This is a genomic window from Streptomyces sp. NPDC006450, assembly GCF_040612195.1.
GTDB lineage: Bacteria > Actinomycetota > Actinomycetes > Streptomycetales > Streptomycetaceae > Streptomyces.
Map to the genome: position 1 here is coordinate 111,338 of NZ_JBEXPT010000004.1, position 24,787 is coordinate 136,124.

Consider the following 24,787-nt stretch of genomic DNA (forward strand, 5'->3'; position numbering starts at 1 on the left):
TCACTCTGGGTAGTGGAGAGAACGGCGAGATGTCGTGCGGACGGGGGACGGCATATGGACGCGGTACGGCTCATCGCAGCCGGCCGGCACGCGCTGGCGCAGAGCGGGGCTGCTTGGGACATCGTGGGCGAGGCCTGGCAGGCGCAGGCCCTCGCGCAGGGGATAGGGAGCTGGCTGGCGGTCACCGGGCCGCCGGAGCTGAGATCGGAGGCGCGGGGGCTGGGTGAAGCGGGGGGCAGAGGCTGCGGGGTGCTCGACCGGGCGGCACTGCGCGGAGAGGGCTACGCGCCCGACCTCCCGCCCCGGGCGGCGCAGTTGACCCAGGTGACGGACGCCCGGCAGGCGTTGCTCGGGCTCCAGGCGCTCCTCGGTGAAGTGGGCATAGCGCTGGTCGGGGTGGCCTGCGGGACGGACGACGAGGGTCTGTACTGGCAGTGCATAGAGTCGATAGACGCGGCGGACGAGTCGAGCGACCGGGTCCGGGCGATCCTGCGGCGGATGGCCGTGCGCGAGCGGGGATCCGCCTCCGGCGTGGCCTGAGCCGGGGTGTTTCGGTGGGGTCCCGCCGCGCGCGACGGGACCCGGGCGGTCAGGAGGACCGGTAGGACGATCGGTCTCCGCTCTCCGGGGTGCGGCCGTCTCCCTGGGGCAGCGCCGTGCCGGGGCTGCGATCGGTGGAGGACTGGAGGTCGGCGTCGAGCTGCGAGAGGTCGGCGTTCAGCGCGGCCATCAGCTCTTCCATCTGCTGCAGCAGGCCCTTCGGCGCACCGCCCTGGGCGGGTACCGCGGACTCCTGGCGTGCGTGGTCGTGCGCTGCCTGCCCGGTCTGACAGTCCTGACGTGATTGCCGGTGGGTCTCCGGCGCGGACTCCTGGGACATGGCGGCCTCCTCGGCCCTGGCCCTTCCGGGGGGCGGAAGGGGGCGGTGGACGCACCGGCGAAGGCCGCCGGCGCGCGGGCCGGGCGGTCCGGCTCCGTCCGAGCCAACGATCCCCATCCGGGCTGGTCACTGGCGGGGGCGGCGGGGAGCGCCCGGTTGACTCAGATTCACCCGGCCGGGGTCGAAAGGGCAGGATGGAGGCATGGATCTCCGTATCTTCACCGAGCCCCAGCAGGGCGCGAGCTACGACACCCTCCTGAGCGTCGCCAAGGCCACCGAGGACCTGGGCTTCGACGCCTTCTTCCGCTCGGACCACTACCTGCGCATGGGTACGGCCGACGGGCTGCCCGGTCCCACCGACGCCTGGATCACCCTGGCGGGCCTGGCCCGCGAGACCCGGCGGATCCGGCTGGGCACGCTGATGACGGCCGGGACCTTCCGGCTCCCCGGCGTGCTCGCCATCCAGGTCGCGCAGGTCGACCAGATGTCGGGCGGCCGGATCGAACTCGGCCTGGGTGCCGGCTGGTTCGAAGAGGAGCACAAGGCGTACGGCATTCCCTTCCCGGCCGAGCGCCTGGCCCGGCTGGAGGAGCAGCTGGCGATCGTCACCGGCCTGTGGGCCACGGAGCCGGGCGCCACCTTCGACTACAAGGGCGTCCACTACCAGGTGGAGAACTCCCCGGCGCTGCCCAAGCCCGCCCAGGACAAGATCCCGGTCCTGATCGGCGGTCACGGCGCGAAGCGCACCCCGCGCCTCGCCGCCCGGTACGCGGACGAGTTCAACATGCCCTTCGCCTCGATCGCGGACAGTCAGCGGCAGTTCGGCCGGGTCCGGGCGGCCGCCGAGGAGGCCGGCCGCAAGCCCGGCGACCTCGTCTACTCCAACGCCCTCGTCGTGTGCGTGGGCAAGGACGACGCGGAAGTGGCCCGGCGGGCCGCCGCCATCGGCCGCGACGTGGCGGAGCTCAAGGCCAACGGTCTGGCGGGCTCCCCGGCCGAAGTGGTCGACCGGATCGGAGCCTACGAGGCGGTGGGCTCCTCCCGCCTCTACCTCCAGCTGCTCGACCTCGGCGATCTGGACCACCTGGAGCTGATCTCCTCCCGGGTCCAGTCCCAGCTCGGCTGACGGGAGCGGCGACCGTGCCCCGCGCGTCCCGCCCGCTCGCCGAGGCCCTGGCCGGCCCCGGCGAGCGGGCCGTGCTCCTGGACGGCGGGCTGAGCAACCAGCTCGCCGACCAGGGCTGCGACCTGTCCGGCGGCCTCTGGACGGGCCGGGTCCTCGCCGAGCGGCCGGGGCAGGTGACGGCCGCCCACACCGCCTACGCGCGGGCCGGCGCCGAGGTCCTGATCACCGCGAGCTACCAGGTGGGGTACGCCGCCTTCGCCCGGCGCGGCTACGGCCCCGAGCCCACGACGGCCCTGCTGCGGCGCAGCGTGCGGCTGGCCGACGCGGCGGCCCGGGCCGCGGAGCACGGGGTGTGGGTCGCCGCGTCCGTCGGCCCGTACGGGGCGGTGCTGGCGGACGGCTCCGAGTACCGGGGCCGGTACGGCCTGAGCGTGCGCGAGCTGGCCGACTTCCACCGGCCCCGGATCGCGGCGCTGCTGGCCGAGGGCCCCGACGTCCTGGCCCTGGAGACCGTCCCGGACGCCACCGAGGCCGAAGCCCTGCTCACCGTCCTCGCGCAGACCGGGGCCCGCGCCTGGCTGAGCTACACGGTGGAGGGCGGCCACACCCGGGCCGGCCAGCCCCTGCCCGAGGCCTTCGCCCTCGCCGCCGGGTCCCCGCAGGTCATCGCCGTCGGCGTGAACTGCTGCGACCCGGCGGAGGTCCTGCCCGCCCTGGAAGCGGCCGCCGCCGTGACCGCCAAACCGCTGTTGGCGTACCCCAACGACGGCTCGGTCTGGGACGCCGCGACGCAGACCTGGCGGGCCCCGGACACCCCCGCCCCCTGGCCCACGGCCGCCTGGCGGCGCACCGGCGCCCGCCTCGTCGGCGGCTGCTGCCGCATCGGCCCCGACCGCATCGCCGAACTGGCCGCTACGCTCCGCTGAGGTCCCAGCGCACGCCCGGCGATCCGCCGCCCGAGGCCACGAGTGCGCTCATCTCGGCTTCCACAGCCGCCAGTTCGTCCTGGGATTCCATGAGGAGCAGCTGTTCGCGGTAGTGCACCAGCGAGGTGAGGAGCAGTTGGGTCTCCTCGGGCTCCAGCGCGCACATCCGGCGCGCGGCGGCGACGGACTCGGCGCGCAGGGCAAGCGCCATCCCGGGCCGGTGGGCGAACTCCTGACGGCTGTACGCGAACAACGCGGCGGCCAGCAGGGGCAGATAGGCCAACGGACTCACCCGGACGAGGACGCGATAGGCGGCCACCCGCTCCCGGACGGGCAGCGTGCCCGATCCGAGAAGCGCCACCCGGGCTCGCAGCACGGCGTCGTGATTGATGTTCTCCGTGGGATTCATGAGGGAGATTCTGTGAGCCGTGCAGGGCCCGGAACAAGGGTGATCGGCTGTGCCCTCCGTCCTACGAAAACCGCCCCTGACCTGTCATGATGGAGACGTCATCACCCTGAGGGACGGCCTAGTCCTCGCTCATCACCGCCTCGCAGCCGGGGCACACCGAGTCGGCGTACTCCGGCGGGCACCAGGCGTCCGGATGCTCGGACGGATTCCAGTCGGCCGTTTCCATGGCGAAGGTGTCCTTGCCGCACATGGTCCGCGGGCCGCGCCCGGTGCTGCTTCCCGGAGCGCGGGGGGCAGCGTGCACCCGGTGGACGGACCCTTCCACCGGCTGGTCGAGCTCGTACACAACGACGATGCCGCTCATGGTTCGACGGTAAGCGCCGACGGAAAATAGGGCGCGGGCAACATCGGTGACCAGCAAGAATCGCCCGCATGTTCCTGACGATCTCCACGACCGGCACGGCCGGGCGTCCCGCCACCGACCTGGGTTTCCTGCTGCACAAGCATCCCGGCAAGACGCAGGCGTTCTCCACCTCCCACGGCACCGCCCACGTCTTCTACCCCGAAGCCACGGACGAGCGGTGCACGGCGGGCCTGCTGCTGGAAGTGGATCCCGTCGCCCTCGTGCGGCGTGGTCAGGGCAAGGGCCAGGGCGGCACGCCCGACGCCGCGCTCGCGCAGTACGTCAACGACCGGCCCTACGCCGCCTCCTCGCTGCTGGCCGTCGCGCTGAGCGGCGTGTTCCGCAGCGCGCTGAAGGGGCAGTGCGCGGCCCGCCCCGAGCTGCCCGACGAGGTGCGCCCGCTGCGCATCGAGATCCCGGTGCTGCCCGCCCGGGGCGGCGCCGAGCTCGTGCGCCGGCTGTTCGGCCCGCTCGGCTGGGAGTCGGTCACCGTCACCCCGGTCGCACTCGACGAGACCTTCCCGGAGTGGGGGGACTCCCGGTACGTACGCCTCGTCCTGGAGGGCGAGCTGAGGCTCTCCGACGCGCTGCGCGGCCTGTACGTCCTGCTGCCCGTCCTCGACGACTCCAAGCACTACTGGATCGCCTCCGACGAGGTGGACAAGCTGCTGCGCGCCGGGGACGGCTGGCTCGCCGAACACCCCGAGAGCGGCCTGATCACCTCCCGCTACCTGGCCCGCCACAAGCGGCTGACCCAGGACGCCCTGGAGCGCCTGGAGCTGGTCCGCCTCGCCGAGGCCGACGGCAGTGAGGTGGAGGAGATCGACAATGCGGTCGACGAGAGCAGCGACACGGAGGAGAAGCCCGTACCGCTGGCGGTGCTGCGCCGCGAGGCGATCCTCGCCGCGCTGGGAGCGGCCGGTGCGGCCCGGGTCCTCGACCTGGGCTGTGGCCAGGGCCAGCTGGTGCAGGCGCTGCTCAAGGACCCGGCGTACACCGAGATCGTCGGTGTGGACGTGTCCGTCCGGGCGCTGAACATCGCCGCGAAGCGGCTGCGGCTGGAGCGGATGGGGGAGCGGCAGAGCTCCCGCGTCCGCCTGACGCAGGGCTCGCTCGCGTACACCGACAAGCGGCTCGTGGGCTACGACGCGGCCGTGCTCAGCGAGGTCATCGAGCACCTGGACCTCGAGCGGCTGCCCGCACTGGAGTACGCGGTGTTCGGTTCGGCCCGCCCCCGCACGGTCCTCGTGACCACTCCGAACGTCGAGTACAACGTCCGCTGGGAAACCCTGCCCGCCGGGCACGTCCGGCACGGCGACCACCGCTTCGAGTGGACCCGCGAGGAGTTCCGGGCCTGGGCCGGTGACGTCGCCTCCCGGCACGGCTACAGCGTCGCCTACGTGCCCGTCGGGGACGAGGACCCCGAGGTGGGGCCGCCGACCCAGATGGCCGTCTTCACCCTGACCACCCCGAACAGCGGCGCCACCGCACCCACCGCAGCCACCGGCACCGATACCCCGAAGGAGGGCGAGGCAGCATGACCACCGACACCACCGACACCACCGACACCACCGACACCACCGACACCACCGACACCACCGGGACGACCGTCGCCGGCGACGTCCCCACCGACCGCAAACGCGTACTTCCCGTCACCGACCTGTCCCTCGTCGTCCTGATCGGGGCCACCGGATCGGGCAAGTCCACCTTCGCCCGCAGGCACTTCAAGCCCACCGAGGTCATCTCCTCCGACTACTGCCGGGGCCTGGTCGCCGACGACGAGAACGACCAGAGCGCCAGCAAGGACGCCTTCGAGGTCCTGCACTACATCGCGGGCAAGCGGCTCGCCGCCGGCCGCCTCACCGTGGTCGACGCCACCAGCGTCCAGGCCGAGTCCCGCCGGCAGCTGGTCCAGCTCGCCCGCGCGTACGACGTCCTGCCCATCGCGATCGTCCTCGACCTGCCCGAAGAGGTCTGCGCCGAGCGCAACGCGGCCCGCCCCGAGCGGGCGAAGCTGCCGCGCGCCGTCATCCAGCGCCACCGCCGCGACCTGCGGCGCTCGCTGCGCGGGCTGGAGCGCGAGGGCTTCCGCAAGGTGCACGTGCTGCGCACGCCCGAGGAGGTCGAGTCGGCCGAGGTGGTGCTGGAGAAGCGATTCAACGACCTCACCCACCTCACCGGCCCCTTCGACATCATCGGCGACATCCACGGCTGCGCCTCCGAGCTGGAGACCCTGCTCGCCAAGCTCGGCTACCAGGATGGCGCCCACCCCGAGGGCCGCACGGCGGTGTTCGTCGGCGACCTCGTCGACCGCGGCCCGGACAGTCCGGGCGTCCTGCGCCGGGTGATGGGCATGGTCGGCTCCGGCAACGCCCTGTGCGTGCCCGGGAACCACGAGAACAAGCTCGCCCGCCACCTCAAGGGATCCAAGGTGCAGCGGACCCACGGCCTCGCCGAGACGATCGAGCAGCTCGAAGCGGAGCCGGAGGAGTTCGTCCGCGAGGTCCGCACCTTCATCCAGGGCCTGGTCAGCCACTACGTCCTCGACGGCGGCAAGCTCGTGGTCGCGCACGCCGGGCTGCCCGAGAAGTACCACGGCCGCACCTCCGGCCGGGTGCGCTCGCACGCCCTGTACGGGGAGACCACGGGCGAGACCGACGAGTTCGGGCTGCCCGTGCGCTACCCGTGGGCCGAGGACTACCGGGGCAAGGCCGTCGTGGTCTACGGCCACACGCCGGTCCCGAACACCGCCTGGATCAACAACACCATCTGCCTCGACACCGGAGCCGTCTTCGGCGGGAAGATGACCGCCCTGCGCTGGCCCGAGCGCGAACTGGTCGACGTACCGGCCGAGAAGGTCTGGTACGAGCCGGTCAAGCCGCTCGCCACCGAGGCGCCGGGCGGGCACGACGGGCGTCCGCTCGACCTGGCCGACGTCCACGGCCGCCGGATCGTCGAGACCCGGCACCTGGGCAACGTCAACGTCCGGGAGGAGAACGCGGCCGCCGCGCTGGAGGTGATGAGCCGCTTCGCCGTGGACCCGCGCCTGGTGCCGTACCTCCCGCCCACCATGGCGCCCACGGCCACCTCGCAGGAGCAGGGCTACCTGGAGCACCCGGCAGAGGCCTTCGCGCAGTACCGCAAGGACGGCATCGCGCAGGTCGTCTGCGAGGAGAAGCACATGGGCTCCCGCGCCACCGTGCTGCTCTGCAAGGACGCCGGCGCGGCCCGCGAGCGGTTCGGGGTCGACGGTCCCACCGGGTCCGTCTACACCCGCACCGGGCGGCCGTTCTTCAAGGACCCCGAGGTCACCGAGGAGGTCCTCGCCCGGCTCCGCTCGGCGGTCGCCGACGCCGGGCTGTGGGAGGAGCTCGCCACCGACTGGCTGCTCGTCGACGGCGAACTGCTGCCCTGGTCGCTGAAGTCCACCGGCCTGCTGCAGAACCAGTACGCCGCAGTGGGCGCGGCCTCCGGCGCCGTGTTCCCGGACGCCGTCGCCGCCCTGGAGGCGGCCACGGCCCGGGGCATCGAGACCGGGGAGCTCCTGGAGCGCCAGCGCGGCCGAGCCGCCGACGCGGCGAAGTTCACCGAGGCGTACCGGCGTTACTGCTGGAGCACCGACGGGCTGGACGGCGTACGGTTCGCCCCGTTCCAGCTGCTGGCGGCGGCCGGCCGTTCGCTGGCCGCCGTACCGCACGACGAGCAGCTCTTCTGGCTGGACCGGCTCGTCGCCGCGGACGAGGCCGCCGGGACCGGACTGCTGCGCCGCACCGGCCGGATCCTGGTGGACACCGCGGACGAGGCCTCGCTGCGGGCGGGCACCGACTGGTGGCTGGAGCTGACGGCCGCCGGCGGCGAGGGCATGGTCGTCAAACCGCTCCAGGCGTACGCCAAGGACGGCAAGGGCCGGCTCGTGCAGCCGGGGGTGAAGGTGCGCGGACGGGAGTACCTGCGGATCATCTACGGTCCGGAGTACACGCGTCCGGACCACCTCGAGCGGCTGCGCGGACGCCACCTCGGGCACAAGCGCTCGCTCGCCCTGCGCGAGTACGCGCTCGGTCTGGAGGCCTTGGACCGGCTGGCGGCCGGGGAGCCGCTGTGGCGGGTCCACGAGGCGGTCTTCGCCGTCCTCGCGCTGGAGTCGGAGCCGGTGGACCCGCGGCTCTGACGCGGCGGACCCCGGTTCCCAAGACGTCAAGGAAGGACCCCCGTACGGCCGCTCATTAGGTCGTATGGGGGAACTTTCGCGGAGAACTCCGGGAAACCCCCCGGCGGGATCGTTCATCCAGGGCAGCGGAATGTCCGCGACCCTGGAAGGACGGAACGTCACCTATGAAGATGACCGCGCGCGGAAGCATTGCGGCACTCATGACCTGTATGGCCGCGGCAGCCGCAGCCACCCCGGCCGTGGCCGACGCGGTGCCGGTGGGGGTGCCCCTGGACGCGGTGAAGACCACGCTCGGCGTGGACGTCCCGCACCTGGCCACCGGAGTCCCCGTGCCGGTCGTCGGAGCGCCCGAGGCACCCCGCTTCCACACGGGGGAGATGCTCCCGTCCCCGTTGCTCCCGGTGGTTCCGGTCAGTACCGAGCTCGGCAGGACCCTCGTCACCTCCCCGGTGCCCAACGTGATGGGTGAGCCGAGGACGGACGGCGAGGGCTCCGTGGAGTCCCCGGCCACCACCCTGCTCACCGAGGGGCCCGGCGCGGTCGTCGGCTCCCCGCTGACCATGCCGAACGCCGCCAACTACGGTCTCCCGGACGTGACCCTGCCCAAGCTGGGCGTGATCTCCCCCTCGGTCATCGGTGCACCGACGGCCCTCCTCGGCCTGCGCTGAACCCGCTGGGCCGACGCCACCTCAAAAGGCCGCCCGGTCTGCGAACGTGTACGGCATGGGATTCCATGTCGATTCCGAGACCGGGCGGCTTCGCCGCGTCATCCTCCACCGGCCCGACCTGGAGCTGAAGCGGCTCACACCGAGCAACAAGGACGCGTTGCTCTTCGACGACGTGCTGTGGGTGCGCAGGGCCCGCCAGGAGCACGACGGCTTCGCCGACGTACTGCGCGACCGGGGCGTGGAGGTCCACCTCTTCGGTGACCTGCTGGTGGAGGCCCTGGAGATCCCGGAGGCGAGACACCTCGTCCTGGACCGGGTCTTCGACGAGAAGGAGTACGGCCCGCTCGCCACGGACCACCTGCGGGCCGTCTTCGACGGACTGCCTTCGGCGGACCTGGCCGAGGCGCTGATCGGCGGGATGACCAAGCGGGAGTTCCTGGAGCGGCACGCGGAGCCGGTGTCGGTCCGCTTCCACGCCCTGGACCTGGACGGCTTCCTGCTGGGGCCGCTGCCGAACCACCTCTTCACCCGGGACACCTCCGCCTGGATCTACGACGGGGTGTCCATCAACGCGATGCGCTGGCCGGCCCGGCAGCGCGAGACCGTGCACTTCGAGGCCATCTACAAGCACCACCCGCTCTTCACCGGCTCCGGGCCCTTCCACACCTGGTCGCAGGGGCAGGCCGACTACCCGTCCACCATCGAGGGCGGCGACGTCCTGGTCATCGGCAACGGCGCCGTGCTGATCGGGATGAGCGAGCGGACCACCCCGCAGGCGGTGGAGATGCTGGCGCGCGGGATGTTCGCCGCCGGGTCGGCCACGACGATCGTGGCGCTCGACATGCCCAAGCGGCGGGCGTTCATGCACCTGGACACGGTGATGACGATGGTCGACGCGGACACGTTCACCCAGTACGCGGGCCTGGGCATGCTGCCCTCCTACACGATCGAGCCCGGCGGCGGCCCGAGCGAGCTGAAGGTGACCGACCACCCGGCGGAGCACATGCACCGGGCCATCGCCGCCGCCCTCGGGCTGGACGCGATCCGGGTGCTCACGGCGACCCAGGACGTGCACGCCGCCGAGCGCGAGCAGTGGGACGACGGCTGCAACGTGCTGGCCGTGGAGCCGGGCGTGGTCGTCGCGTACGAGCGGAACGTCACGACCAACACCCACCTGCGCAAGCAAGGCATCGAGGTGATCGAGATCCCGGGCAGCGAGCTGGGGCGCGGGCGGGGCGGGCCGCGCTGCATGAGCTGTCCGGTGGAGCGGGACGCCACGTAGCGCCGTTCGGGGACGGGTACCGGGGAGGGCGCCGGCGCGAGGGCCGGGGTGGGCACCCTCAGGGGTCTGTATATCAATGCAGAGCGTCGTATAGACTTCCAGAATCCCGTCACCGTGACTTTGGAGTCCCCATGGCCACCGATCTCGTCGGCCGCAGTTTCCTGAAGGAGCTCGACTTCACCGCCGCCGAGTTCCGCGGCCTGGTCGAGCTCGCCGCCGAACTCAAGGCGGCCAAGAAGGCCGGGACCGAGCGGCGCCGCCTCGAGGGCAAGAGCATCGCCCTGATCTTCGAGAAGACCTCCACGCGCACCCGTTGCGCCTTCGAGGTCGCCGCCGCCGACCAGGGTGCCCACACCACGTACCTCGATCCCTCCGGCTCCCAGATGGGCCACAAGGAATCGGTCAAGGACACGGCGCGGGTGCTGGGCCGGATGTTCGACGGCATCCAGTACCGGGGTGACGCGCAGGACGCCGTCGAGCAGCTCGCCGCGCACTCCGGCGTGCCCGTCTTCAACGGCCTCACCGACGACTGGCACCCCACCCAGATGCTGGCCGACGTGCTCACGATGACGGAGCACTGCACCAAGCCCCTGGAGCGGATCGCCTTCGCCTACCTCGGCGACGCCCGCTTCAACATGGGCAACTCGTACCTGGTGACCGGCGCGCTGCTGGGCATGGACGTACGGATCGTCGCGCCGCGGCACTACTGGCCGGCCGAGCCCGTGGTGGCCGCGGCCCGCGAGCTGGCGGCCGCCAGCGGCGCCCGGATCACGCTCACCGAGGAGCTCGCGGCGGGCGTCGGGCAGGCCGATTTCGTCGTGACCGACATCTGGGTGTCCATGGGGGAGCCCAAGGAGGTCTGGGACGAGCGGATCGCGGCGCTGAGCCCGTACGCCGTCACCATGGACGTGCTGCGCGCCACCGGGAACCCGGACGTGAAGTTCATGCACTGCCTGCCGGCGTTCCACGATCTCGGCACCAAGGTGGCCCGGGAGATCCACGAGCGGCACGGGCTGGAGTCGCTGGAGGTGACGGACGAGGTGTTCGAGTCGGCGCACTCCGTCGTCTTCGACGAGGCCGAGAACCGGCTGCACACCATCAAGGCCGTGCTCGTCGCGACCCTGGGGGAGCCGGCCGCATAGTCATGCGCCGGGCTGGGGGCTAGCGGGGCGGCCGGGACGGCAGCGTGAACCAGACGGCCTTGCCGTGCGCGGTGGCGCGGTGGCCGCAGGCCGAGCTCAGGGTACGGATCAGCAGCAGGCCGCGGCCGTGCTCCTGCCAGGGGTCGGGGTGGGCGTCGTCCGGGCCGGGGGCGGTCAGGTCGGCGGGGGGCTGCGGATCCCCGTCGTGGACCTCGACCTGGCAGCCGTTCGCCAGCAGCTCCACGACGAGCTCGATGGGGGCGTCGCCCGGGGTGTGTTCCACGGCGTTGGCGACCAGTTCGGCGGTGAGCAGTTCGGCGGTGTCGCTGTCGGCGGGTGCGTCGATGTCCGCGAGGGCCGTACGGACGAGGGCGCGGGCGATGGGTACGGCAGCCGTCGTGTGCGGCAGGGCGATCCGCCAGGCGGAGGCGTCGGGCACAGCAGGACCGTCCTTTCCGTGGGAGGCGCAGGGGCATCGGGCGTACGGGGTGTACAGGGCGTACGGGGTGCTGCGGGGGAAATCCTGTTTTCAACGATACGAAGTGGAAATGTCCCGCCGTAGGGCACCCCGGTGTGATCGCGAGGGACGAGGGGCACACCGGCTCGGGACGTTCGGCGCGCGTGGCGTCCGCGCCGGGCACGGACCCACAGTTATCGCGCTTCCCTGACGACAGTCATGGACCGGTGATACCTTCGGGAGGGTGAGTCCCTTCCTCGGTTCCACGCCCGCGACCGAACGCTGGAACCACCTCCGGGTGGACCGGCGGGACGGCGTCGCCACCGTCACCCTCGACCGCCCCGAGAAGCTCAACGCGCTCACCTTCGGCGCCTACGCCGACCTGCGCGACCTGCTCGCCGAACTGTCCCGGGAGCGGTCCGTACGCGCCCTCGTGCTCGGCGGCGAAGGGCGCGGCTTCTGCTCCGGAGGTGACGTCGACGAGATCATCGGCGCCACCCTCGCGATGGACACCGCCCAGCTCCTCGACTTCAACCGGATGACCGGGCAGGTCGTGCGCGCCCTGCGCGAATGCCCCTTCCCGGTCATCGCCGCCGTCCACGGCGTCGCCGCGGGCGCCGGGGCCGTCATCGCGCTCGCCGCCGACTTCCGCATCGCCGACCCCACGGCGCGCTTCGCCTTCCTCTTCACCCGGGTCGGCCTCTCCGGCGGGGACATGGGCGCCGCGTACCTGCTGCCCCGCGTCGTCGGGCTCGGGCACGCCACCCGGCTGCTGATGCTGGGGGAGCAGGTCAGGGCCCCGGAGGCCGAGCGGATCGGGCTGCTCAGCGAGGTCACCGAGGAGGGCAAGGCCTCCGTGCGCGCGGCGGAGCTCGCCGCGCACCTCGCCGCCGGCCCCGCCCTCGCGTACGCGCAGACCAAGGCGCTGCTGACCGCCGAGCTGGACATGCCGCTCGCCGCCTCGGTGGAACTCGACGCGAACACCCAGGCGTTGCTGATGAACGGCGAGGACTACCGGGAGTTCCACGCGGCCTTCACCGGGAAGCGGCCGCCCCAGTGGAAGGGCAGGTAGCGCGATGAACACCGGCCGGACATCCGCCGCGCTGCGGGTCGCCGTGGTCGGCGGGGGCCCGGGCGGGCTGTACGCCGCCGCGCTGCTGGCGCGGCAGGGCCACGCGGTGGACGTGTGGGAGAAGAACGCCCCCGACGACACCTTCGGCTTCGGAGTGGTCCTCTCCGACGAGACCCTCGGCGGCATCGAAGCGGCCGACGCCGTGGTCCACGCGGCCCTGAGCGCCGAGTTCGTCCGCTGGGACGACATCGACATCGTGCACCGGGGCCGCCTGCTCACCTCGGGAGGCCACGGGTTCGCCGCGCTGGGGCGGCGCCGGCTCCTGGAGGTCCTGCACGAGCGCTGCGCGGGCCTCGGGGTCCGGCTCCGCTTCCGCACCCGGGCGCCCGAGCCCGAGGTGCTCGCAGCCTCGTACGACCTGGTGGTCGCGGCCGACGGGGTGCACAGCCCGACCCGGGAGGCCGCGGCGGAGCACTACGGGCCCACGCTGACGGGCGGGCGGTGCCGGTACATCTGGCTGGCCGCCGACTTCGCCCTCGAGGCCTTCCGCTTCGAGATCGCGGAGACCGAGCACGGGGTCATGCAGCTGCATGCCTACCCCTATGCGGCGGACTCCTCCACCGTGATCGTCGAGATGCGCGAGGAGGTATGGCACCGCGCCGGCTTCGACCTCTGCGACGAGGCGGAATCGGCGGCGCGCTGCGCGAAGATCTTCGGCGAGGCGCTGCGCGGACGGCCGCTGCGCGGGAACGGCTCCGCGTGGACGCAGTTCCGTACGGTGGTCAACGCGCGCTGGTCGCACGGCAACACCGTGCTGATCGGCGACGCCGCGCACACCGCGCACTTCTCGATCGGCTCCGGCACCAAACTGGCGGTGGAGGACGCGCTCGCGCTGGCGCGGGCGGTGGAGACCGAGGCGGACGTCCCGGCCGCGCTGAGCGCGTACGAGGCCGCGCGGCGGCCGGCCGTGGCCTCCACCCAGCGGGCGGCGGCCGCCAGCATGCGGTGGTTCGAGGAGCTCGCGGGGTACGTGGACCAGCCCGCCCGGCAGTTCGCCTTCAACCTCCTCACCCGCAGCCTGCGCGTCACCCACGGCAACCTGCGGCTGCGCGATCCGCGCTTCACCGGCGCGGTGGAGCGCGACTTCGGCTGCCCGGAGGCGGAGGGCCTGGAGGGGGCCGCGGGCGGTGGCCCGGACGAGGCGGGCACCCCGCCGATGTTCACGCCGTTCACCCTGCGGGGGCTGACCCTGCGCAACCGGGTCGTGGTGTCCCCGATGGACATGTATTCGGCTTCGGCCTCCTCTTCGGCGACCGGCGGCGACGGCGTGCCGGGCGACTTCCACCTGGTGCACCTCGGCGCGCGGGCGCTGGGCGGGGCCGCCCTGGTGATGACCGAGATGGTCTGCGTCAGCCCCGAGGGCCGGATCACCCCGGGCTGCACGGGCCTGTACACCGCCGAGCAGGCGGCCGCCTGGGCGCGGATCGCCGACTTCGTGCACACTTCGGCGCCCGGCACCGCGCTGGGCGTCCAGCTCGGCCACTCGGGCCGCAAGGGCTCGACCCGGGTGATGTGGGAGGGCATGGACGTCCCGCTGCCCGAGGGGAACTGGCCGCTGGTGGCCGCCTCCGCGCTGCCCTACCGCCCCGGGGTCTCGGCCGTGCCCCGGGCCATGGACGCCGCCGACCTCGCCGCCGTCCGCTCCGACTTCGCCGCCGCCGCAGTCCGGGCAGCGGCAAGCGGCTTCGACCTCCTGGAGCTGCACTGCGCGCACGGCTACCTGCTCTCCGGCTTCCTCTCCCCGCTGACCAACCACCGCACCGACGCCTACGGCGGCCCGCTGGAGAACCGGCTCCGCTTCCCGCTGGAGGTCTTCGACGCGGTCCGCGCGGTCTGGCCCGCGGACCGGCCGATGACGGTCCGCCTCTCGGCCACCGACTGGGCGCCCGGCGGTACCTCGCCCGAGGAAGCGGTGGCCATCGCCGGAGCCTTCGCGGCCCGCGGCGCGGACGCCATCGACGTCTCGACGGGCCAGGTGGTGGCGGAGGAGACCCCCGAGTACGGGCGCGCGTACCAGACCCCGTACGCCGACCGGATCCGCAACGCCCTGAACGTCCCGGTGATCGCGGTCGGCGCGATCTCCTCCTGGGACGACGTCAACTCCCTGCTGCTGGCCGGCCGCGCCGACCTCTGCGCGCTCGGCCGCCCCCACCTCTACGACCCGCACTGGACCCTGCACGCGGCCGCCGACCAGTCCTACACCGGCCCGGCCGCACCCTGGCCCGCCCCCTACCGCGCCGGCAGCCGCAAGCCGCCGACGGGCCGGGGGTAGCCCCCCGGCTACCGATGGGGCCGCAGGGCCAGGCACTCGTGGCAGTGGCAGGGCTCCGGATGCGGCCGGTCGGGCCAGGCGCCGGAGCGGAGCTCCCAGGCGAGGTGCTCCATCGCCACGGCGTCCTCGCGGGCCTCGGCCTCGTCCCGGAAGCCCCCGAAATCGGAAGAGGCGGCCGCCCGCAGCACGGCCGGACTCCGCACGAGGCGGGGCCGGAAGCCGTACAGGTGGCGGGTGGCCACGAACGCCAGGCGGTACGGGCGGCCGTGCCGGGGCCGGCCGATGACCTGGCACTCCTCCCAGCCGTTCGTGCGGTAGTGGACGTACACCTTGGAGCCGCCCTTGAACATCCGGGTGCCAGGGCGCTGGCCCTGGCCGCCCTCGCCGTGGCGGCGCCACAGGACGACGTTCGCGGCCAGCATCCAGAGCGGCTCCAGCGGTTCCAGTGGCTCGCGCAGTTCGAGCGGCTCGTCGCGCCCGGTCATCTCAGCGCCACCTCCACCCGGTCCTCGACCGGGGTGTAGCCCAGGCGCTGGTAGACGCGGTTGCTGGTGGCCGGTAGAGGCGGTTCTCCTCCACGACCTCGGTCGGCCTCCCCCAGGAGGCGGCCAGCTCCGTCGCGTCCTCGCGGCGGGCGCTGAGCGCGTCGACTCCGGCGAGCGCCGGCTCGGCGGCGAGCGCGGCCCCCAGCTCCCGGACAGCCTCCGCGGGCAGCGCGCCGATCAGCAGCGGGTGCGGCGGGCACCGCACCACGGCGCCCGCGACCTGCCCGTCGGCCCCGGTCCACGAGCCGAAGAGGGGCGGCTCGGACCCGAAGGCGTCCCGGCCCTGCCGCTCCAGCGCGTCGATGACCGTGACCAGCTGGGTGTTGGGTACGGGCTGCGCCGCCACGGCGGGGCGGACGGCGGCCGGCCAGGCCGCCAGATCAGGGGTGAAGGTCCACGTCATGGCACATGATCGCCCCGGGCCCGGTGTGCGGTACAGCCGTTTTCCCGCCCGCAGGGGTCACGGTTCCACGAAGCCCGCCCCGAGGTCCCGCAGCCGTTCGTGGAGCTCCGCGAAGACCGCCGCCGAGCGGTCTCCCGGCCAGTCCGCCGGGAGCAGCCCGCGCGGCAGGCCCGGGTCGGCGTACGGGAGCCGGCGCCAGGTGTCCAGGGCGAGCAGGTAGCCGCGGTAGGCGGCCTCCGGGGTGGGGACGGCCGCGCCCGTCTGCAGGGCGCGCAGCGACGGCTCGTGGAGGTCGAGGAACTCCTCGTGCTGCTTGGCCAGCGCCGCCAGGTCCCACCAGCGGGCCACCGACTCGGTCGTCGGGGCGAAGCCCAGGTGGGCGCCCCGGAAGAGTTCCACGTACGCGGTCAGGTGCAGCCGCTCCAGGGTGCGGCGGGTCTCCCCTTCCCACCGCGCCGGGGCGATCCACACGCCGGGCGTCACCGAGCCGAAGCCGAGCCCGGCGAGCCGGGAGCGCAGCAGGTGCCGTTTCGCCCGCTCCTGCTCCGGGACGGAGAAGACGGCCAGCAGCCACTCCTGGGACTCCGCCGGGCGGGCGGCCCCGTAGATCCGCCGGTCGCCGTCCTCCAGGAGCCGGCGGGCCTCCTCGGAGAGCTCGTACCCTGCCGCGCGGTCCCCGGTCGGGGCGGGCAGCAGGAAGCCGCGCCGCTTCAGCCGGGACACCGACGAGCGGACGGACGGGGCGTCCACGCCGGCCGCGCCCAGCAGGCGGACCAGCGCGGAGACCGGGACCGGGCCCGGGAAGGCCCGCCCGTAGGCGCCGTAGAACGTGACGATCAGAGATCGCGGGGTGTGCAGCTCGACCACGGCTTCACTGTAATTCGTGTCCCCGGCCGGGACCGTCCTGATCGCGGAGCCGGAAGCGTTGCAGCTTGCCCGTCGCCGTCCGGGGCAGGGCGGGCAGGAAGACGAAGGTGCGCGGGCATTTGTGCGGGGCGAGCTCGGTCCGCATGAAGGTGCGCAGGGCGTCCTCGGTGAGGACCGCGCCCTCCCGGGGGACCGCGTACGCGACCACGATCTGCCCGCGCCGCTCGTCCGGGCGGCCGACCACGGCCGCCTCCAGCACGTCGGGATGGCGCAGCAGGGCCTCCTCGACCTCCGGGCCCGCGATGTTGTACCCCGCCGAGATGATCATGTCGTCGGCCCGGGCCACGTAGCGGAAATAGCCCTCCGCGTCCCGGACGTAGGTGTCGCCCGTGACGTTCCAGCCGTCCCGGACGTACTCGCCCTGCCGGGGGTCCGCCAGGTAGCGGCAGCCCACCGGCCCCCGTACGGCCAGCAGCCCCGGCACCTCGTCCGCGACCGGCAGCCCCGCCTCGTCCACCACCCGGGCCTCCCAGCCCGGCACCACGCGGCCCGTCGTACCGGGCCGGATGTCCTCGTCGGCCGCCGAGATGAAGATGTGCAGCAGCTCGGTGGCGCCGATCCCGTTGATGATCCGCAGGCCCGTGCGCTCGTACCAGGCCTGCCAGGTGGCGGCCGGCAGGTTCTCGCCCGCCGAGACGCAGCGGCGCAGCGCGGAGAGGTCGTAGGCGCCCGTGTCGTACGGGCCCAGCGTGTCCAGCATCGACCGGTACGCGGTGGGCGCGGTGAACAGCACCGACACCCGGTGCTCGGCCAGGGCGGGCAGCAGCCGGCGCGGGGAGCCGTCCGCCAGCAGCAGGGCCGAGGCACCGGCCCGCAGCGGGAAGACCACCAGACCGCCGAGGCCGAAGGTGAAGCCGAGCGGCGGACTGCCCGCGAAGACGTCCTCGGGGCGGGGGCGCAGCACCTCCCGGGAGAAGGTGTCGGCCACCGCGAGCAGATCGCGGTGGAAGTGCATGCAGCCCTTGGGGCGGCCGGTGGTGCCCGAGGTGAAGGCGATCAGCGCCACGTCGTCGGCGGAGGTGTCCACCGCCGGGAAGGGCCCCGCGTGGCGCTCGGCTTCGGCCAGGCGCAGCAGGTCGTCCGGGGCCCCGCCGCCGTACGTGGTGATCCGCAGGCCGGGCACCGCCGCCTTCACCAGGTCGTCCACCACTTCCGCCTCGCACAGGGCGTGGCTCACCCGGGCCATCGAGCACACCGTGGCCAGCTCCTGCGCACGCTGCTGGGCCAGGACGGTGACGGCCACCGCGCCCGCCTTCATCACCGCCAGCCAGCACGCGGCGAGCCAGGGGCCGGTCGGGCCGCGCAGGAGCACCCGGTTGCCGGGGACCACCCCGAGGTCGGAGGTGAGGACGTGCGCGAGCCGGTTCACGCGGGCGTGCAGCTCCCCGTACGTCCACACCGTGCCGTCCGCGCCGCGGAAGGCGGGCCGGTCGGGGCCCAGCCGGGCGATGGTGGCGTCGAGCAGCTCCACGCCGCAGTTGAGACGGTCGGGGTAGGCCAGCCCGGGGAGTTCGAAGAGGAGCCGCGGCCAGGCGTGCGCGGGCGGCAGGTGGTCGCGCGCGAAGGTGTCTCGGTGAGCGGAAGGCTGGAGATCCAAGGCGGGTTCGCCCCCTTGCGACGGTCCGCGCCCCGGGTGGGGGCCGGACCCTGCGTATGGACTGTGGACCGAAGTGGAAGAGCCGGGCCGTGCGAACGCAGCACGAGCGTATCGTCATGGTGACGGGAGTCAACAGGACGCGATAGAGGCTGGGGCATACGGATGACCCGATTCACGGGATTCGCGCTCGGGGTGGACCAGGAGGAGTGGTGCGCGCGCCTGCGCACACTCGCGGCGGAGCGGCTGCGGCCGCTCGCCGAGAAGGGGGAGCCGGGCCGGGTCAACCGGCCGTTGCTCGCCGCACTCGGCGAAGAGGGGCTGCTGGGGCGGGTGTTCACCTCGGGCGCGCTGGAACTGTGCCTGCTGCGCGAATCCCTCGCCTACGGCTGCACGGAGGCGGAGACGGCCCTCGCCCTGCAGGGGCTGGGCGCCTACCCGGTCCTGCGTTCGGGCAGCGACGCGCAGCGCGAGCGCTGGCTGCCCGGGGTGCGGGCCGGGCGCACGGTGGCGGCCTTCGCGCTGAGCGAGCCGGGGGCCGGATCGGACGCGGGGGCGCTGGCGCTCGAAGCGGTGCCCGAGGGTGGGGGCGGCGGAAGGGGCGGCGCTCGGGGCGGCGGCCCGGGCGGCGGCCGCGGCTGGCGGCTCAGCGGGGAGAAGTGCTGGATCTCCAACGCGCCCGAGGCCGACTTCTACACGGTCTTCGCCCGCACCGGCGAAGGCCCGGGGGCCAAGGGCGTCAGTGCCTTCCTGGTCCCGGCGGACCGGCCGGGGCTCTCGGGGGAGGCTCTCGACATGCTCTCCCCGCACCCGATCGGCGCGCTCGCCTTCGACGGGGTCCTGGTGGGCCCGGCCGACCTGCTGGGGGAGCCGGGCCGGGGTTTCAAGGTGGCCATGGACACCCTGAACCTCTTCCGCCCCAGCGTGGGCGCCTTCGCCGTCGGGATGGCCAGGGCCGCCCTGGACGCGACGGTGGCGCACACGGCCGCCCGTACCGCCTTCGGCGGGGTACTGGGCGACCTGCAGGCCGTGGCGCACAGGGTGGCCGAGATGGCCACCCGGACCGAGGCTGCCCGGCTCCTCGTCTACGCGGCGGCCGAGGCCTACGACGCGGACGCGCGCTCCCCCCAGGTACCGAGGCGGGCCGCCATGGCGAAGCTGCTGGCCACCGAGACGGCCCAGTACGTCGTCGACCACGCGGTACAGCTGCACGGGGCGGCCGCCCTGCGCCGGGGCCACCTGCTGGAACACCTCTACCGCGAGGTGCGGGCGCCGAGGATCTACGAGGGGGCGAGCGAGGTGCAGCGCACGATCATCGCCAAGGAGCTCTACCGGGAGGCGCGGGAGATGCACGAGACAGGGGAGGCGCGCGCGATGCGGGAGGTGGGGGAGGCGTGAGCCTGGAGCGGATCAACCCGGAGGAGCTGTCCCCGGCGACGGGCTTCTCGCACGCCGTCGTCGCGAGCGGGAGCCGGCTGGTGTTCCTGGCCGGGCAGACGGCGCTCGACGGGGCGGGGAAGGTGGTCGGGGAGACGCTGCCGCAGCAGTTCGAGCGGGCGCTGGCGAACCTGCTGGCCGCCCTGGCGGAGGCGGGCGGCTCGCCGTCCGATCTGGCCCGGGTCACCGTCTACGCCGTGGACGTGGCCGGCTACCGGGCCTGCGTCGCGGAACTGGGCCGGATCTGGCGCCGGTTGGCGGGCCGGGATTACCCCGCGATGGCGGTCGTGGGCGTGGTCCGGCTCTGGGACGAGGCGGCCCTGGTCGAACTGGACGGGCTGGCGGTGCTCCCGTAGGCCTTTCCGCTGGTGAGCGCGGGTGCCTTTGACAGTGGGCAGGGGAGGGGGGAGGGTTGAAATGCCTCAAAACGGAGCAATCCGGAGTACTCAACCCTTCCTTCTCGGAGGTGTATGACTATGCGCCGTGGGTTCATTGCGGCAGCCGTGGCAGGGGCCGCCGGGATCACACTCGGCCTGATGCCGGTCAGCAGCGCCTTTGCCTCGGGTCTGCCGCAGACGTACCGCTGTTCGGACTGGCGTGGCAGTGACTGGCGCGGGGACGACTGGTGGCGCTACTGCTGCGACACCTCGCGCGCCGACCGTCCCAGCTGGTGCTGGGACCACTGGGACAACGACAGTTGGCACAGCAACTGGGACGACAGCAACTGGCGCAACAGCAACTGGAACGACAACTGGGACCACGACAACTGGAACCACCACGACAACTGGAACCACGACAACTGGAACCGCGGCGACAACTGGCGTGACGCCGGCTGGAACGACGGAGGCCACCACAACGGGAACTGGAACGACTGACCGACCGCCCGGGACCTGACCCCATCGGTGCCAGGGCGTCCCTGCGAGGCCGAGGCCCGGGCGCGGTGGACCGCGCCGGGGCCCGCCCCGTCCCGCGGCCCGCTAGCGGCCGCCCTCCTCCAGCAGGTTCCCCATCCATTCCTCGATGCCCGCCACCGTGCGCGGCAGGGCGCCCGACATCAGCCGGGCGCCCTCGGCCGTGATCACCAGGTCGTCCTCGATGCGGACGCCGATGCCGCGCAGCTCCGGCGGAAGGGTCTCGTCGTCGGGCTGGAGGTAGAGCCCCGGCTCCACGGTGAGGACCTGACCCTCTTCCAGGACCCCGTCCAGGTACGTGTCCGCGCGCGCCTGCGCACAGTCGTGCACGTCCAGCCCGAGCATGTGCCCGCTGCTGCACAGGGTGTAGCGCCGGTGCAGATCGCCCTCGGCGTTCTTGAGCACCCCCCACTCCGCCAGCCCTTCCGCGATCACCCGCATCCCGGCCCGGTGGAAGTCGCGGAAGCTCGCGCCCGGCCGCAGCGCCGCCATGCCCGCGTCCTGCGCCGCCAGGACCAGTTCGTACACCTGGCGCTGGACGGGGGAGAACCGGCCCGACAGCGGGAGGGTGCGGGTGACGTCCGCCGTGTAGAGGCCGTCGGTCTCCACGCCCGCGTCCATCAGGAGCAGGTCGCTCGCGTTCAGCCGGCCGTCGTTGCGGATCCAGTGCAGTACGCAGGCGTGCGCGCCCGACGCGGCGATCGTGTCGTAGCCGGTGCCGTTCCCCTCGGCGCGGGCGCGGCGGTTGAAGACCCCCTCGATCCAGCGCTCGCCGCGCGGGTGGGCCAGGGCGCGCGGGAGGTCCCGTACGACGTCCTCGAACCCGGCGGTGGTGTGGTCGACGGCGAGCTGCAGCTCGGCCACCTCCCATGCGTCCTTGACCAGGCGCAGTTCGGAGAGGGCGACGGCGAGCTCCGGGTCCGCGGCGGCATTGCGCCCCGACGGGGAACCCAGCGCGTCCAGGTGGGCGCAGCGGATGCCGGAGAGCCGCTCCGCCTCGGCGAGGTCGGGACGGCGGCCGACCCAGAACTCCCCGTAGCGGCGGTCGCGGTAGAACTCCTCGTTGCCGCCGGTGCGCGGTGAGCGCGGACGCAGGTAGAGCACGGCCTCGTGCCCGTGCGGGCCGGCCGGTTCCAGCACCAGGACGTGGCCGACCTGGTCCTCGCCGGTGAGCCCGGTCAGCCAGGCGTACGCGCTGTGCGGGCGGAAGCGGTAGTCGCAGTCGTGGCTGCGGACCTTCAGCTCGCCCGCGGGGATGATCAGGCGCTCCCCGGGGAAGCGCGCGGAGAGGCGGGCGCGGCGGGCCGGGGTGACGGCGTACGAGGGGACGCGCGAGGCGTCCGGCAGCGGAGAGGCCGCCCAGTCCGACGCCATGAAACGGGACAACTCGGCTGATACGGGCAGGTCGTGGCTGCCGATGTTGAGCCCGGTGGTGGGGCGGGAGGGGGTGTCGGTCACGGGGGCTCCCTCGGGAAGATGCGAACTGGTGGGCGCACGGGTCTTGTCAGTGCAATTTCACATTACTATGTTACAGCTCACACCGCGCACCGTTAACCCCCGTCAAACGCCGCGTGAAGCAGGGCAGTTCCGCACGTTCTCCCCGCCACCCCTCCCAGCCAGGAGTCCTTGGTGTCCCAGCACAGCGTTGTGCGCACGTCCCTCCTCTCCGCCGCCGTCGCGGTCACCCTCCTCGCCACGGCGGGCCAGGCCACGAGCCGGGCCTCCGGGACCGGCGAACGCGCCGACAGCCCGGCCGCCACCGCGGCCGCCACCTTCACCGGCTCCACCACCGAGTCCCCCGGCGGGGCTCCGGGCGCCGAGGCCGGTGCCAACCCGTTCGACGAGGTGGAGCGCCTCGCCGACGCGCAGCAGGCGGCCCCCGCGCCCGCCCCGGCCCCCGGCGGCCGGAACCCGGGCGGCCGGGCCGTCGCCGCCGGCAAGGTGCCCGGCGCCGTCGCGGAGTCGGCGACCGCCGCCGCGCCCGCCACGAAGAGCGGCAGGCTCGCCGCCGCCGCCGCGGGCACCGCCGCGGGCGTCCCCTGCACCCTCGACGGGATCACCGGACTCACCCCGGAGCAGTTCGCCGACTTCCTCGCCGACCCGGCCGTCACCGCGGCCAAGGGCGGCTGCCTCTCGGGCCTCATCTGGACCTGGGACGCGCGGCTGGCCCCCGTCATGTCGGACGCCCACGTGCAGGCCGTCTCACGCCGGATATCCGCCCTGGCCGCCTCCCATGACGGCCTGGGCTCCTCCCACCTGGAGGAGATGTTCACCTACCTGCACGCCGTGGCCTACCACGACCACTCCCGCACCGAGATCGACGTCACCGACGGCCCGACCGTCGACGCCATGCGCCAGGCCATCGCCGCCTTCGCCGGCGCCGCCCGCACCTTCGACGTCACCGGCTCCAACGCCCGCACCCTGCGCGAGGCCCTCTACGCCGGCAGCGCCCCCGGCCTGCGCCACCACCAGCTCGGCCTGATCAGGAACGTCCTGGCCACCATGGACCCGTCGCACACCGCGACGCACCTGGACACCGCCTGGGCGGGCGCGGCGCTCGCCGCCCTCTCCGTCAACTACCTCGGCGTGTACAACAACGACACCGCGTTCCACACGGCGGCCGCCGCCGACGCCCCGTACCGCGCCACCTTCAAGAACTTCGCGGCCTACGCCCACCTCAAGGGCACCGCGAACGCCTGGGTGGCCCGCGACGCCATCGCCGAGTTCGGCCGCTTCGGCCAGATCGCGGGGCTGAGGGACGGGATCGTCGCCGACCTCGGCGCGCTCCTGGGCCCGGCCAGGGCCGCCTTCGGCGACGGCAGCGAGCCGTGGGCGAAGGCCGTCTCCTGGCTCAACTTCTACCAGGCGTGCAAGCCGTACGGAGTGTGCAGGGAGGACATCGAGCGGGAGCTGTTCCCGAACGCCTTCACGTACGACAACGGCGCCATCAAGGTCCGCACCGCCCTCGACCGGGCCACCGTCGACCAGCTCTACTACGCGAGCAAGCAGGTCAAGACCCAGTTCCACCGGGTCGTGGGCTCCGACCAGCCGATCGCCGGGGACCCCAACGCCACGCTGAACATCGTGCTCTACGCCTCGCGCGCCGACTACGTGAACTACCACCCGGTCCTCACCGGCTACGGCACCAACAACGGCGGCATCTACATCGAGAACGGCGCCACCTTCTACACCTACCAGCGCCGCGTCCCGCAGGACTCCTCGCTCACCCTGGAAGAGCTCTTCCGCCACGAGTACACGCACTACCTCAACGGCCGCTTCGCCGTCCCCGGATCCTTCGGCCAGGGCGCCTGGTACGAGGGCGACCGTACGACCGCCATGGACGAGGGCACCGCCGAGTTCTTCGACGGCGCGACCCGCGACAACGGCATCGCCGTACGCAAGTCCCTGATCAGGAGCATCATCACCGACACGGCCGGCGGCGGCCCGCGCATGTCGGTGAACCAGCTCCTGCACGCCACGTACGCCAACGACGGCTTCCGCTTCTACGGCTACTCGGGCGCCTTCTTCGAGTTCCTGTGGGCCGAGCAGCCCTCGAAGCTGCGGGAGATGTACGGCTACCTGCGCGCCGACGACCCGGCGGGCTTCGACGCCTGGCGGAGCAGGATGGGCCGGGACGCGGCCGTCCAGACCGGCTACGACCGGTTCCTGGACGCCCAGATCGCCAAGGTGGACCAGCTCTTCGTGCCGAACACCTCCTTCACCCCGAACGCGCAGCTGCGCGACGCGGCGCTCGCGGACGTGAAGTCCACCTTCGCGACGGCCACGTACAACACCCCGGACTGCGTGGAGAACGGCGAGCCGGGCAAGCGCCGGTTCACCTGTACCGGCAGGATCACGGCGAACCTGAAGGACTGGCGCAGCGCGGACCAGAACTTCAAGGACATGTCCGAGACGGTCGACTACTTCATCCTCGACCGGGCGGGCGCGGCCTCGAACAACCTGGCCGACATGAACTGCTCCTTCGGCGCACTGGAGATCTGGACCAACCGGGTGGCGGGAACGTCGGGTTACAGCTGCGAGGGCCCGCTCCGCGGCTGACCTCGACCGGCTCTGTCCCCTCTTAAAGAAATGTGACATATTACTG

The 24,787-nt window shown here is 73.1% G+C and carries 23 protein-coding genes; 14 read left to right on the forward strand and 9 right to left on the reverse strand.

Annotated features, from left to right (window positions below; translation table 11 throughout):
* Positions 1-54 precede the first annotated feature (54 nt).
* Positions 55-540, forward strand: coding sequence for a DUF6099 family protein (locus ABZY57_RS03175; RefSeq protein WP_356507550.1), 486 nt, complete (start codon positions 55-57; stop codon positions 538-540).
* 49 nt (positions 541-589) lie between these two features.
* On the opposite strand, the gene ABZY57_RS03180 is transcribed toward ABZY57_RS03175, so the two are convergent.
* Positions 590-880: a hypothetical protein gene (locus ABZY57_RS03180; RefSeq protein WP_356507614.1), complete on the reverse strand. Its 291-nt coding sequence runs from the start codon at positions 878-880 to the stop codon at positions 590-592.
* Between the two features lie 202 nt (positions 881-1,082).
* Here ABZY57_RS03180 and ABZY57_RS03185 point away from each other — a divergent pair, with 202 nt between their 5' ends.
* Together ABZY57_RS03185 and mmuM are read left to right on the forward strand one after the other, a co-directional pair.
* Positions 1,083-2,006 (forward strand): LLM class F420-dependent oxidoreductase, encoded by a 924-nt coding sequence (locus ABZY57_RS03185; protein WP_356507552.1) that lies wholly within the window; start codon positions 1,083-1,085, stop codon positions 2,004-2,006.
* Positions 2,007-2,020: 14 nt separating this feature from the next.
* Positions 2,021-2,932 (forward strand): homocysteine S-methyltransferase, encoded by a 912-nt coding sequence (gene mmuM / locus ABZY57_RS03190; RefSeq protein WP_356507554.1) that lies wholly within the window; start codon positions 2,021-2,023, stop codon positions 2,930-2,932.
* Here mmuM and ABZY57_RS03195 read toward each other — a convergent pair.
* Together ABZY57_RS03195 and ABZY57_RS03200 are read right to left on the reverse strand one after the other, a co-directional pair.
* Entirely contained in the window at positions 2,919-3,341 is a 423-nt protein-coding gene (locus ABZY57_RS03195) for a hypothetical protein (RefSeq protein WP_356507556.1), read from the reverse strand. The two genes, mmuM and ABZY57_RS03195, sit on opposite strands and share 14 nt — an antisense overlap.
* Positions 3,342-3,459: 118 nt before the next feature.
* Positions 3,460-3,705 carry a hypothetical protein gene (locus tag ABZY57_RS03200; RefSeq protein ID WP_356507557.1) on the reverse strand — a complete coding sequence of 82 codons (246 nt, stop codon included), beginning with the start codon at positions 3,703-3,705 and terminating at the stop codon, positions 3,460-3,462.
* A 68-nt stretch (positions 3,706-3,773) separates the two neighbouring features.
* On the opposite strand from ABZY57_RS03200, the gene ABZY57_RS03205 reads away from it, so the two are divergent.
* From ABZY57_RS03205 to argF, 5 genes are all read left to right on the forward strand, one after another.
* Entirely contained in the window at positions 3,774-5,285 is a 1,512-nt protein-coding gene (locus ABZY57_RS03205; protein ID WP_356507559.1) for a 3' terminal RNA ribose 2'-O-methyltransferase Hen1, read from the forward strand.
* Positions 5,282-7,912: a polynucleotide kinase-phosphatase gene (locus tag ABZY57_RS03210; protein ID WP_356507561.1), complete on the forward strand. Its 2,631-nt coding sequence runs from the start codon at positions 5,282-5,284 to the stop codon at positions 7,910-7,912. Before ABZY57_RS03205 ends, ABZY57_RS03210 begins: the two co-directional genes overlap by 4 nt.
* A 200-nt stretch (positions 7,913-8,112) precedes the next feature.
* Positions 8,113-8,580 carry a hypothetical protein gene (locus tag ABZY57_RS03215; RefSeq protein WP_356507562.1) on the forward strand — a complete coding sequence of 156 codons (468 nt, stop codon included), beginning with the start codon at positions 8,113-8,115 and terminating at the stop codon, positions 8,578-8,580.
* A 55-nt stretch (positions 8,581-8,635) separates the two neighbouring features.
* Positions 8,636-9,862 carry an arginine deiminase gene (locus tag ABZY57_RS03220; protein ID WP_356507564.1) on the forward strand — a complete coding sequence of 409 codons (1,227 nt, stop codon included), beginning with the start codon at positions 8,636-8,638 and terminating at the stop codon, positions 9,860-9,862.
* Between the two features lie 131 nt (positions 9,863-9,993).
* On the forward strand, positions 9,994-11,004 hold the full coding sequence (argF, locus tag ABZY57_RS03225) for an ornithine carbamoyltransferase (RefSeq protein WP_356507566.1): 1,011 nt from the start codon (positions 9,994-9,996) through the stop codon (positions 11,002-11,004).
* Positions 11,005-11,023: 19 nt separating this feature from the next.
* Here argF and ABZY57_RS03230 read toward each other — a convergent pair whose 3' ends face one another.
* On the reverse strand, positions 11,024-11,443 hold the full coding sequence (locus ABZY57_RS03230) for an ATP-binding protein (RefSeq protein WP_356507568.1): 420 nt from the start codon (positions 11,441-11,443) through the stop codon (positions 11,024-11,026).
* 262 nt (positions 11,444-11,705) lie between these two features.
* On the opposite strand from ABZY57_RS03230, the gene ABZY57_RS03235 reads away from it, so the two are divergent.
* Together ABZY57_RS03235 and ABZY57_RS03240 are read left to right on the forward strand one after the other, a co-directional pair.
* The gene (locus ABZY57_RS03235) at positions 11,706-12,533 is read left to right on the forward strand and encodes an enoyl-CoA hydratase family protein (RefSeq protein ID WP_243331536.1); all 828 of its coding nucleotides are present in this window, start codon (positions 11,706-11,708) and stop codon (positions 12,531-12,533) included.
* A gap of 4 nt (positions 12,534-12,537) precedes the next feature.
* Positions 12,538-14,865 carry a bifunctional salicylyl-CoA 5-hydroxylase/oxidoreductase gene (locus tag ABZY57_RS03240; RefSeq protein WP_356507570.1) on the forward strand — a complete coding sequence of 776 codons (2,328 nt, stop codon included), beginning with the start codon at positions 12,538-12,540 and terminating at the stop codon, positions 14,863-14,865.
* 8 nt (positions 14,866-14,873) lie between these two features.
* Here ABZY57_RS03240 and ABZY57_RS03245 read toward each other — a convergent pair whose 3' ends face one another.
* The 4 genes from ABZY57_RS03245 to ABZY57_RS03260 are packed head-to-tail and all read right to left on the reverse strand — an operon-like array spanning position 14,874 to position 18,337.
* Complete coding sequence (locus tag ABZY57_RS03245; protein WP_356507572.1) at positions 14,874-15,350, reverse strand: hypothetical protein; 477 nt, start codon at positions 15,348-15,350, stop codon at positions 14,874-14,876.
* Position 15,351: 1 nt separating this feature from the next.
* Positions 15,352-15,813 (reverse strand): hypothetical protein, encoded by a 462-nt coding sequence (locus tag ABZY57_RS03250; RefSeq protein ID WP_356507574.1) that lies wholly within the window; start codon positions 15,811-15,813, stop codon positions 15,352-15,354.
* Positions 15,814-15,870: 57 nt separating this feature from the next.
* Positions 15,871-16,680, reverse strand: a complete 810-nt coding sequence (locus ABZY57_RS03255) for a PaaX family transcriptional regulator C-terminal domain-containing protein (RefSeq protein WP_356507576.1) — start codon at positions 16,678-16,680, stop codon at positions 15,871-15,873.
* Positions 16,681-16,684: 4 nt separating this feature from the next.
* On the reverse strand, positions 16,685-18,337 hold the full coding sequence (locus tag ABZY57_RS03260) for an AMP-binding protein (RefSeq protein ID WP_356507578.1): 1,653 nt from the start codon (positions 18,335-18,337) through the stop codon (positions 16,685-16,687).
* 162 nt (positions 18,338-18,499) lie between these two features.
* Here ABZY57_RS03260 and ABZY57_RS03265 point away from each other — a divergent pair, with 162 nt between their 5' ends.
* The 3 genes from ABZY57_RS03265 (at position 18,500) to ABZY57_RS03275 (ending at position 20,646) form a co-directional block, all read left to right on the forward strand.
* A complete protein-coding gene (locus ABZY57_RS03265) occupies positions 18,500-19,732 on the forward strand; it encodes an acyl-CoA dehydrogenase family protein (RefSeq protein ID WP_356507580.1) in 1,233 nt (410 codons plus the stop codon).
* Positions 19,729-20,127: a RidA family protein gene (locus tag ABZY57_RS03270; RefSeq protein ID WP_356507582.1), complete on the forward strand. Its 399-nt coding sequence runs from the start codon at positions 19,729-19,731 to the stop codon at positions 20,125-20,127. Before ABZY57_RS03265 ends, ABZY57_RS03270 begins: the two co-directional genes overlap by 4 nt.
* Positions 20,128-20,307: 180 nt before the next feature.
* Positions 20,308-20,646, forward strand: coding sequence for a hypothetical protein (locus ABZY57_RS03275; RefSeq protein ID WP_356507584.1), 339 nt, complete (start codon positions 20,308-20,310; stop codon positions 20,644-20,646).
* Positions 20,647-20,748: 102 nt separating this feature from the next.
* Here the strand turns inward: ABZY57_RS03275 and ABZY57_RS03280 are convergent, their stop codons facing one another.
* The gene (locus tag ABZY57_RS03280; protein ID WP_356507586.1) at positions 20,749-22,140 is read right to left on the reverse strand and encodes an aminopeptidase P family protein; all 1,392 of its coding nucleotides are present in this window, start codon (positions 22,138-22,140) and stop codon (positions 20,749-20,751) included.
* A 171-nt stretch (positions 22,141-22,311) separates the two neighbouring features.
* On the opposite strand from ABZY57_RS03280, the gene ABZY57_RS03285 reads away from it, so the two are divergent.
* Complete coding sequence (locus ABZY57_RS03285) at positions 22,312-24,741, forward strand: collagenase (protein ID WP_356507588.1); 2,430 nt, start codon at positions 22,312-22,314, stop codon at positions 24,739-24,741.
* Positions 24,742-24,787 lie beyond the last annotated feature (46 nt).